General features: G+C 73.8%; 10 protein-coding genes. 8 read left to right on the top strand and 2 right to left on the bottom strand.

Annotated features, from left to right (window positions below):
• Positions 1-59 precede the first annotated feature (59 nt).
• From lspA to ACIQOV_RS12190, 3 genes are read left to right on the top strand one after another with little or no spacing between them, the layout of a single operon-like run.
• A complete protein-coding gene (lspA, locus tag ACIQOV_RS12200; RefSeq protein ID WP_401047796.1) occupies positions 60-647 on the top strand; it encodes a signal peptidase II in 588 nt (195 codons plus the stop codon).
• Between the two features lie 52 nt (positions 648-699).
• Positions 700-1,638, top strand: a complete 939-nt coding sequence (locus tag ACIQOV_RS12195; RefSeq protein WP_401047794.1) for an RluA family pseudouridine synthase — start codon at positions 700-702, stop codon at positions 1,636-1,638.
• A 1-nt stretch (position 1,639) separates the two neighbouring features.
• On the top strand, positions 1,640-2,104 hold the full coding sequence (locus tag ACIQOV_RS12190; protein WP_401047791.1) for a GNAT family N-acetyltransferase: 465 nt from the start codon (positions 1,640-1,642) through the stop codon (positions 2,102-2,104).
• 156 nt (positions 2,105-2,260) lie between these two features.
• Here ACIQOV_RS12190 and ACIQOV_RS12185 read toward each other — a convergent pair whose 3' ends face one another.
• Positions 2,261-3,280 carry a mechanosensitive ion channel family protein gene (locus tag ACIQOV_RS12185; protein ID WP_380548658.1) on the bottom strand — a complete coding sequence of 340 codons (1,020 nt, stop codon included), beginning with the start codon at positions 3,278-3,280 and terminating at the stop codon, positions 2,261-2,263.
• 97 nt (positions 3,281-3,377) lie between these two features.
• Here ACIQOV_RS12185 and ACIQOV_RS12180 point away from each other — a divergent pair, with 97 nt between their 5' ends.
• From ACIQOV_RS12180 to ACIQOV_RS12170, 3 genes are all read left to right on the top strand, one after another.
• Positions 3,378-6,149 (top strand): alpha/beta fold hydrolase, encoded by a 2,772-nt coding sequence (locus tag ACIQOV_RS12180; protein WP_401047790.1) that lies wholly within the window; start codon positions 3,378-3,380, stop codon positions 6,147-6,149.
• Positions 6,146-7,036, top strand: a complete 891-nt coding sequence (locus ACIQOV_RS12175) for an ABC transporter permease (protein WP_401047787.1) — start codon at positions 6,146-6,148, stop codon at positions 7,034-7,036. The genes ACIQOV_RS12180 and ACIQOV_RS12175 overlap by 4 nt, the downstream gene beginning before the upstream one ends.
• Positions 7,037-7,111: 75 nt before the next feature.
• The gene (locus ACIQOV_RS12170; protein WP_380548667.1) at positions 7,112-7,690 is read left to right on the top strand and encodes a dienelactone hydrolase family protein; all 579 of its coding nucleotides are present in this window, start codon (positions 7,112-7,114) and stop codon (positions 7,688-7,690) included.
• A gap of 91 nt (positions 7,691-7,781) precedes the next feature.
• Here the strand turns inward: ACIQOV_RS12170 and ACIQOV_RS12165 are convergent, their stop codons facing one another.
• Positions 7,782-8,561: a VOC family protein gene (locus ACIQOV_RS12165; protein WP_401047784.1), complete on the bottom strand. Its 780-nt coding sequence runs from the start codon at positions 8,559-8,561 to the stop codon at positions 7,782-7,784.
• 160 nt (positions 8,562-8,721) lie between these two features.
• Here ACIQOV_RS12165 and ACIQOV_RS12160 point away from each other — a divergent pair, with 160 nt between their 5' ends.
• Both ACIQOV_RS12160 and ACIQOV_RS12155 read left to right on the top strand, forming a co-directional pair.
• Positions 8,722-9,387: an MOSC domain-containing protein gene (locus ACIQOV_RS12160; RefSeq protein WP_401047783.1), complete on the top strand. Its 666-nt coding sequence runs from the start codon at positions 8,722-8,724 to the stop codon at positions 9,385-9,387.
• A gap of 99 nt (positions 9,388-9,486) precedes the next feature.
• Positions 9,487-9,990, top strand: a complete 504-nt coding sequence (locus tag ACIQOV_RS12155) for a DUF3592 domain-containing protein (RefSeq protein ID WP_401047782.1) — start codon at positions 9,487-9,489, stop codon at positions 9,988-9,990.
• Positions 9,991-10,008: the final 18 nt, after the last annotated feature.

Genomic DNA, 10,008 nt, shown 5'->3' with positions numbered 1-10,008 from the left:
AGGAAGGTGAGCAGCGCGGTCAGCACGATCAGCGGCAGCGAGACGCCGTCCACCCCGACGTGGAGGTGCCCGTGGCGGAGCCGACCGGGGCGTCCGTGGACGACGCGGGGACCGAGAACCCCAAGGGCCGGCGCCGGGTCGGGGTGCTGCTGGTCGTGGCGGTGCTCGCCTTCCTGATCGACCTGGGCAGCAAGCTGCTGGTGGTCGCCCGGCTGGAGAACCACGCGGCGATCAAGGTGATCGGGGACGTGGTCACCTTCCAGGTGATCCGTAACTCGGGCGCGGCCTTCGGGATGGGGCAGGCGCTGACCGTCGTCTTCACGATGATCGCCTCCGCCGTCATCGTGGTGATCTGGCGGATCGCGCGCCGCCTGTACAGCCTGCCCTGGGCGATCGCGCTCGGGCTGCTGCTCGGCGGGGCGCTCGGCAACCTCACCGACCGGCTGTTCCGCGCGCCCGGCGTCTTCCGCGGGCATGTGGTGGACTTCATCTCCGTCCAGCACTTCGCGGTCTTCAACCTCGCGGACTCGGCGATCGTCTGCGGCGGAATCCTGGTGGTGCTGCTCTCCTTCCGGGGCAGCAACCCGGACGGGACGCTCCACCAGCAGGCCGACAAGGCGGAGAAGACGGAGCAGGCCGAGAAGTAGCCCCGGCCACCGGCGGGCGGGGGAGGGCCGCGTTTCCGGCATACTCGTACGGGTGAGTACCGCAGCGCAGATCCGCAGCCTCCCCGTTCCCGACGGCCTGGAGGGCGAGCGCCTCGACGCCGCCCTGGCCCGGATGTTCGGCTTCTCCCGGACCAAGGCCGCCGAGCTGGCCGCCGACGGCAAGGTGACGCTCGACGGCGCCGCGGCCGGCAAGTCGGACCGGGTGACCGCCGGCTCCTGGCTGGAGGTCGAGATCCCGGCCCCGGCCGCGCCCGTGCGGATCGTCGCCGAGGCGGTCGAGGGCATGCGCATCGTTCACGACGACGAGGACATCGTGCTGGTCGACAAGCCGGTCGGCGTCGCCGCGCACCCCAGCCCGGGCTGGACCGGCCCCACCGTGATCGGCGGGCTGGCCGCGGCCGGGTACCGGATCTCCACCTCGGGCGCCGCCGAGCGCCAGGGCATCGTGCACCGGCTGGACGTCGGCACCTCCGGGCTGATGGTGGTCGCCAAGTCCGAGCGCGCCTACACCGACCTCAAGCGGCAGTTCCACGACCGGATCACCGAGAAGCGCTACCACACCCTGGTGCAGGGCCACCCGGACCCGATGAGCGGGACGGTGGACGCGCCGATCGGCCGGCACCCCAGCTCGGACTGGAAGTGGGCCGTCACCCGGGACGGCAAGCCGTCCGTCACCCACTACGACCTGATCGAGGCGTACCGGGCCGCGTCGCTGCTGGCGATCAAGCTGGAGACCGGGCGCACCCACCAGATCCGCGTCCACATGTCCGCGCTGCGGCACCCCTGCGTGGGCGACCTGACGTACGGCGCCGACCCGACGCTGGCCAAGCGGCTGGGCCTGACCCGGCAGTGGCTGCACGCGGTGTCGCTCGGCTTCGAGCACCCGGCGGACGGGCAGTGGGTCGAGTTCTCCAGCGAGTACCCGGAGGACCTCAGGAAGTCGCTGGACATCATCGCGGAGGAGAGCTGAGGTGGCAGCTGCCACCGTCCGGATCGCCGAGGGGGAGGCGGACCTGGAGCTCGTGCGGGCCGTCCGGCGCGAGGTCTTCGTCGTCGAGCAGAACGTGCCGGAGGAGCTGGAGTACGACGAGTACGACGCGACCTCGGTGCACCTGCTGGCCCTCGGGGTCGACGGGGCCGCGCTGGGGACGGCGCGGCTGATCTTCGGGGAGCAGGCGCGCGAGCTCACCGGCGGTGTCGAGGGGCGCGTGCTGCTCGGGCGGCTCGCGGTCGTCGCGGCGGCCCGGGGGACGGGCCTCGGGGCGGTGCTCGTACGGGCGGTCGAGGCCGCGGGGGCCGAGCGCGGCGCCGTGGAGGTCGAGCTGCACGCGCAGGTGCGGGCGCTCGGGTTCTACGAGCGGCTGGGGTACGTGGCCGAGGGGCCCGTGTACGACTCCGCGGGCATTCCGCACCGGACGATGACGCGGATGCTGTAGCTGTAGGCGTTCCGGGCGGACGCCGCCGCACCTCCGGGGGCGGGTTCCCGCTGGTCGCCCTTCGCTTCGCGCGGTTCCCCGTGCCCCGGCCGGGGTGCGGGGAACTCTTGCTTTCGGGGCGGGGGTGGTTGCTTCCGGCGCGGTCGCGGGCGCGGCTCAGCCTTCGGTGGTGCGCAGGCGGGGGAGGGCGTGGGGGTGCTCGTCGCGCAGGTGGGCGATGAGCTGTTCGCGGATGTCGAAGCGGAGCCGGGCGGCGTCATCCGGGGTGCGGGCCGTCATGGTGGCGCGGACGACGATGGTGCTGGGCGTGGTGTCGGTGACGTGCAGGGCCCACTCGTCGCCGTCCCACAGCGGGTGCCGGTCCAGGCGGGCGCGCAGGACGGCGCGCAGCTCTTCCATCGGGGTGGTGTGGTCGAGGTGGAGCAGCACGGCGGCGAGCAGGCCGGGGTCGCGGCGGGTCCAGTTCTCGAAGGGCTTGTTGACGAAGTACGAGACCGGGACGACCAGCCGACGGTAGTCCCAGAGCCGGACCACCAGGTAGGTGAGGGTGATTTCCTCGACGGTGCCCTGCTGGCCGTCCACCACCACGGTGTCGCCGATCCGGACGGTGTCGCTGAAGGCGATCTGGAGGCCGGCGAAGAAGTTGCCCAGGGTGCTCTGGGCGGCGATGCCTGCCACGATGCCGATGACGCCCGCCGAGGCGAGCAGGCTGGCGCCGACGGTGCGCATGGCGGAGAAGGTCAGCAGCATCACGGCCACCGTGACCACGACGATCAGCGCGCCGGCCACCCGGCGGAGCATGCCGATCTGGGTGCGCACCCGCTGGACCCGGGCCGGGTCGTCGACGCGGGTCTCGTAGCGGCTGAGCAGCGCCTCCAGGAGGGCGGCCACCACGCGGACGGTGAGCCAGCCCAGCGAGGCGAGCAGGAACAGCAGGAGCAGGTGCTGGGCGCCGGCGTCGCCCTTCAGGTGGAAGATCCGCTGGAGCGGTCTGGCCGCGAGCAGCAGGGCCGACACGACGGAGAGCTGGAGCGGGATCCGGCAGCGGCGCAGCAGCGGCCAGACCGGTGCCGAGGGGTTGCGGGCGGCGATCCGCTGGAGGGCCTGGTCGACGATCCAGCCGATCGCCAGGGTGGCGGCGACGGTGGCGAGCAGCGAGATCAGCGGCCAGGGCATGCGCCGTACGATACTCGGGCACGGTGGGGCGAACCGGGCGAAAGGGTGTGGCGGCTTTATCGGACACCTACCCGGACGGCGGATACGATCAGCGCCCATGGAGTTCGGTGGGGCATGGCGTCGCTGGCGCGCCCGGGGAACAACGGTCGGACGCAGGCTGCTGGCCGGGGCGGTGGCCCTGGTGGCGGTGGCCGCGGCCGGCACCGCGACGGTGGCGTCCGGCGGTGAGCGGGCGGTCCACCAGGAGGACCGTTTCCTCAGCATGCCGGAGACGCCCGGCAGCACCCAGCAGGTCCAGCTGGACACCTCCTTCTTCACCACCGGCGGCGGTCCGCGCCCGGCGGTGCTCCTGGCGCACGGCTTCGGCGGTTCCAAGGAGGGCGAGCGCGAGCGCGCCGAGCAGCTGGCCCGGCAGGGGTACGCGGTACTGACCTGGTCGGCGCGCGGCTTCGGCCACTCGGGCGGCAGGATCGGGCTGAACGCACCGGACCGCGAGGTCGAGGACGTCAAGCACCTGGTGGACTGGCTGGCCCAGCGGCCCGAGGTGCAACTGGACGCCGCCGGCGACCCGAAGGTCGGCATCACCGGCGCCTCGTACGGCGGCGCGGTCTCGCTGCTGGCCTCCGCCTACGACCCCCGGATCGACGCCGTCGCCACCCGGATCACCTGGTGGAACCTGGCCGACGCGCTGTTCCCCCAGGGCGTCCAGGGCTCGGGCGCGGCGGACGGCGTGTTCAAGAAGCTGTGGGCCGGGATCTTCTTCACCACCGGCTCGGCCGGGGACCTCGGGCCCTCCGGCGGGGCGCCGCGGGAGGGCGGCGGGCCGAAGCCGACGGCGGACGGGCCGGTCGGCTGCGGGCGGTTCCTGGACTCGCTCTGCCAGATGTACGACCGGGTCGCCACCGCCGGGCACGCCGATCCGGAGGCCGTCGCGCTGCTGGAGCGCTCCAGCCCGTCCTCGGTGGCGGCGCAGCTCAAGGCGCCCACGCTGGTGGTGCAGGGGCAGCAGGACTCGCTGTTCCCGCTGGACCAGGGCGACCGCATCGCCAAGGCGGTGGCCGCCAACGGCGCGCCGGTCGCGGTGGACTGGTTCGCCGGCGGCCACGACGGCGGGACGGACACCAGCGCGCGGGTCGACGACCGGGTGACGGCCTGGTTCGACCACTACCTGAAGGGGGACGGCAACGACACCGGCGCCGCCTTCCGGGTGACCCGCACCGGCGGGGTCGACTCGACCGGCTTCCAGGCCGTGCTGCGCGGAGCCACCGCCGACCGGTACCCGGGGCTGGGCGGAACCGGCTCGCGCACCGTCGAGCTGACGGGCGGCGAGCAGACCCTCGCCAACCCTCCCGGCGGCGCGCCGCCCGGGATCTCGACCCTGCCGGGCGTCGGCGCGCTCAGCCAGGCGGCCTCGCTGGGCGCCGGGCTCTCACTGGACTTCCCCGGGCAGAACGCCGCCTTCGACTCGGCGCCGCTGGACTCGCCGCTGCACCTGACCGGGCAGCCCACCGTGCCGGTGCGGGTGACGGCGGACCGGCCGGACGCGGTCCTGTTCGCGAAGCTGTACGACGTCGGGCCGGACGGCAAGGCGGTGCTGCCGCAGCAGCTCGCCGCCCCGCTGCGGGTCACCGGCGCGGACGCCGGGCAGACCGTCACGGTCGCGCTGCCGACCGTGGACCACACCTTCCCCGCCGGGCACCGGGTGCGACTGGTGCTGGCCGCCACCGACCTCGCCTACGCCTCGCCGGTCGAGCCGGCCACCTACCGGGTGGCACCGGCCGGGGCGCTCACCGCGCCGACCGTCGCCGAGCTGGTCACCGAGGCGGCTCCGCTGCCCTCGCGCACCTGGCTGCTGCCGGTGATCGCCGCCCTGGTGGCCGCGGCCCTGGTGCTGGCGCCGCGGCTGCGCCGCCGCCGGGCCGCCGGGCCCGCCTTCGACCCGGAGCTGGCCGCGGTGCCGCTGCGGATCAGCGGGCTGAGCAAGCGCTACAAGGGCGCCCAGGACCGCTACGCCGTACGGGAGCTGGGCTTCCGGGTGGAGCAGGGACAGGTGCTCGGCCTGCTCGGGCCGAACGGCGCCGGCAAGACCACCACACTGCGGATGCTGATGGGACTCATCCGGCCGGACGCCGGGGAGATCCGGATCTTCGGTCACCTGGTGCGGCCCGGCGCGCCCGTGCTCTCGCGGGTCGGGGCGTTCGTGGAGGGCGCGGGCTTCCTGCCGCACCTCACCGGGCGGGCCAACCTGCGGCTGTACTGGCAGGCGACCGGACGGCCGGAGGCCGACGCCCGCTTCGACGAGGCGCTGGCCATCGCCGGGCTCGGCGAGGCGCTGGACCGCGCGGTGCGGACGTACTCGCAGGGCATGCGGCAGCGGCTGGCGATCGCGCAGGCGATGCTCGGCATGCCGGACCTGCTGATCCTGGACGAGCCGACCAACGGGCTGGACCCGCCGCAGATCCGTGAGATGCGCGAGGTGATGATCCGGTACGCGGCCGGCGGGCGGACCGTGATCGTGTCGAGCCACCTGCTGTCCGAGGTCGAGCAGAGCTGTACGGACCTGGTGGTGATGGACCGCGGGCAGCTGGTCACGGCCGGCCCGGTCGGGGACATCGTGGGCGCCGGCGAGCTGCTGATGATCGGCATCGCCGGCCCGTACGACCCGGTGCCGGTGGTCGAGAAGGTCGCCGCGCTCGCCGGGGTCGGCTCGGTGGAGGCCGTCGACGGCGGCCTCCTGGTGCGCCTGGACGGACTGGCGGCCAGCGCGCTGCTGGCCGAACTGGTGCGGCTGGAGGTACCGGTGGAGAGCGCCGGGCCGCAGCGCCGCCTGGAGGACGCGTTCCTGTCGTTGATCGGAGGTGGAGCGTGAGTGCCGTGACGAAGGACCACACGGAGCCGGAGGGCCACGTCGGGTCGAGGGACCACGCCGAGGGGTACCGGGCGAGCCGGACGCTGCCGCTGCGGGTGGAGGCGATGCGGCAGCTGCGCCGGCGCCGCACGATGGTGATCGGCGGGGTACTGGCCGCCATGCCGTTCGTCCTCCTGGCCGCATTCCAGATCGGCGGCACCCCGGGCCGTCCGGGCCGGACCAGTTTCATCGAGCTGGCCACCGCCTCGGGGGCCAACTTCGCGGTCACCATGCTGTTCGTCGGCACCGGCTTCATGCTGGTCATCCCCGTCGCGCTGTTCTGCGGGGACACCGTCGCCTCCGAGGCCAGCTGGTCCTCGCTGCGCTACCTGCTGGCCGCGCCGGTGCCCCGGGCCCGGCTGCTGGCCCGCAAGTTCGCCGTCGGCCTGGCGTTCTCGGCGGTGGCGGTGGTGATGCTGCCCGCGATCGGGCTGGTCGTCGGCACGGCCGCGTACGGCTGGGGGGACCTCGAACTGCCCGCCGGGGTCAGCCTGCCGGCCGGGCAGGCGCTGCCCCGGATCGCCATCGCGGTGGCCTTCGTCCTCCTGAGCGAGACCGTGATCGCGGCGCTCGCCTTCTGGCTCTCCACCGCGACGGACGCGCCCCTGGGCGCCGTCGGCGGCGCGGTGTTCGCCTCGATCATCACCGGGGTGCTGGACGCCGTCACCGCGCTGGGCGACCTGCGGGAGTGGCTGCCGGCGCACTGGCAGTACTCCTGGGCGGACGCCCTGCAACCGCAGCTGGAATGGGGCGGCATGGTGCAGGGCGTCTCGCTGTCGCTCTCGTACGCGGCGGTGCTGCTGGCGCTGGCGTTCCGGGGGTTCGCGCGCAAGGACGTGGTGTCGTAGGCGTGCGGTGGGGCACCGGCGGGGCATGCGGGATCATGGGTGGGTAGCTGACCCCGCTGGTGAAGGACCCGAACCGTGGCCCAGATCGTCCTCTTCCACTCCGCCTACGGGCTGCGCCCCGCCGTGCGCGCCGCCGCCGAGCGGCTGCGCGCCGCCGGGCACACCGTGCACACGCCGGACCTGTTCGACGGGCGGACCTTCGAGTCCGTCGAGGAGGCGCAGGAGTTCCAGGAGGAGCTCGGCGGCCGTGACGAGCTGCTGCGGCGGGCGGTGACCGCGGCCGCGCCGGTGTCCGAGGGCGGGCTGGTGTACGCCGGCTTCTCGCTCGGCGGCGCGGTGGCGCAGAACCTCGCACTGGCCGACGAGAAGGCCCGCGGGCTGCTGCTCCTGCACGGCACCTCGGACCTGCGGGAGGACGCGGCCACCGAGATCCCGGTGCAGCTGCACATCGCGGAGCCGGACCCGTTCGAGCCGGAGGACTGGCTGAACGCCTGGTACCTGCGGATGCGGCGGGCCGGGGCCGAGGTGGAGGTGCACCGCTACCGGGGCGCCGGGCACCTGTTCACCGACCCGGAGCTGCCGGACTACGACGAGGAGGCGGCCGAGCGGGCCTGGGCGGCGTCGCTGGACTTCCTCGCGGAGCTGGACGGCTGACGGCTGCGGCGGGGGTGTCGGTCGCGGCGGTCGGGGGCGGAGAACGGCCCCGCCCACCCGGCGGGAATCCGGGCGGGCGGAGGAAGCCGGCCTACATCGGCTGGGGCTTGATCATGGCGAAGGGGGCGCCCTGCGGGTCGGCGACCACGGTCATCCGGCCGGCCACCATGTCGAAGGGCGGGGCGAGGACGGTGCCCCCCGCCCTGACCAGGGCATCCACGGTGGAGTCGACGTCGTCGACCGAGAAGTAGCTCAGCCAGTGCGCCGGGGTGCCGGGCGGGTCGTTGGCGAGCAGGGTGGCGCCGCCCACCGCGCGGCCGCCGACCCGCAGCTCCCAGTACGAGTCCGCGCCGTCCATCGGCTCGATCTCGATGCCGAAGGCCTCGCCGTAGAAGGCGGTGGCGGCCGGGATGTCACTGGTGTGGAGCTCGTTCCAGGTCAGCGCGCCGGCCTCGTTGACAACCTGGACGCCGAAGAAGTCGCCCGGCTGCCAGACGCCGAACACCGCGCCCTGCGGGTCGGCGGCGATCAGCATCCGGCCCAGGGAACCGACGTCCACGACCGGGACGAGCAGGGTGCCGCCGGCGGCGACGATCGCGTCCTGGGTGGCCTGGGCGTCGGTGGAGGCCAGGTAACCGGTCCAGACGGTCGGCGGCTCCGGCATCCCTTCGGGGGCCGCCGTCGAGCCGATGCCGGCCACGGCCTTTCCGTTGAGCTCGCAGACGGCGTAGCCGCCGAACTCCTTGGCGCCGACCTGGCCCTGCCAGCCGAGGAGGTCGCGGTAGAAGTCCAGTGCGGCCTGCTGGTCCTTGGCCATCAGATCGACCCAGCACGGGGTGCCGGTCGCGTACGGGGTGGTGACCTCGGGCATGCTCGCCCTTTCTGGTGAGGGGTCTCTGCCGGTCACCATCTCCTCGCGCACGGTGGTCCGCCACTCGACACACCGCCGCGGCCGTCGGACCGGGCGGGGGCCGGGGCGGAGAGATCCCCGATGGCCGTACAGGTGCGCCCGTTCGGCGTACGGTCGACGCATGGACGCACAGGCGCGACTGCTCTCCGTCAACGTCGGCAGGCCCCGGCCGAACCCGTGGAAGAAGGACCTCGGGCTCACCGGCATCGACAAGCGCCCGGTGGACGGCCCGGTCGCGGTGGCCGCGCCGGGCCCCCGGGGGACGGGCGCGGTCGCCCTGGCCGGGGACCGGGTGTACGACCTGAAGCACCACGGCGGCGACGACCAGGCGGTGTACGCCTACGCCCGGGAGGACCTGGACGGCTGGCAGACCGAGCTGCGCCGGGAACTGGCCGACGGCTCCTTCGGCGAGAACCTGACCACCACCGGCCTGGACGTGAACGGCGCGCTGATCGGGGAACGCTGGCGGATCGGCCCGGACGTCGTCCTGGAGGTGTCCTGCGCGCGCATCCCCTGCGGCACCTTCCAGGGCTGGCTGGCGAGGGAGGGCTGGATCCGGCGCTTCACCGAGGCGGCCCTGCCGGGCGCCTATCTGCGGGTGGTCGCACCGGGCGAGCTGCACGCCGGGGACGCGGTGGAGGTGGTGCACCGCCCGGACCACGACGTCACGGTGGCCCGGTCGTTCCGCGCGGTGACGACCGAACCGGAGCTGCTGCCAAGCCTGTTGGCGGTGGAGGCGTTCCCGGAGGAGATCAAGGAGCTGGTGCGCCGCCGGGTCCGGGCGTAGGGCCTGTCTTCAGACTCGTGTCTGCGGGGCACCGCCGGTGTCGGCGGGTGCGGCTGGCGTGAGCGCACGTGGGCAGCTGGGCTGACACCTGGGGGATCGATGGAGAACGCGCCGGACCACGGCCGGACCGTACGGAACGGTTCGCTCGCGATGATCGGCCTGGGGGTCCTGCTGTTCGTCCTCAGCCTGGTCTATCTGATACCGCACGACATGGGGGTGACGTCGGCCCTGCGCAGTCGCGGCGTTCACGTCCCGGCGGTCGTCACCGAGTGCGTGGAGGTGAGCGGGCCGCAGGACAACCCGGCGGGCAACTCCGAGTGCCGGGTGCGGTTCACGACGTCCGAGGGGGCGTCCGTCGAGACCCGACTCGCCTACGTCACCGGCACCGTCAAGGCCCGTGACACCGTGACGGTGGTGTACGACCCCCGGCACACCGACACCGTCGCCCTCGCTTCGAGCATCGGCTTCTGGGACTCACTGGTCCGCAACGCGCTCGACGTGGTCGCGCTGGTCGCGTCGGTGGTCATGGTCCTGCTGGGCCTCGCGGTCCATCTCGCGTACCGATGGCTCACCCGGGCGCGCAGCCGGCCGGGGGCGACGTGACGGACCCTGCCCGGGGAG

Source organism: Kitasatospora sp. NPDC091257, from assembly GCF_044757675.1.
Classification (GTDB): Bacteria; Actinomycetota; Actinomycetes; order Streptomycetales; family Streptomycetaceae; genus Kitasatospora; species Kitasatospora lactacystinica.
Note: the sequence above shows the minus strand (reverse complement) of the source record. Positions and strands in the feature narration are given on the sequence as shown.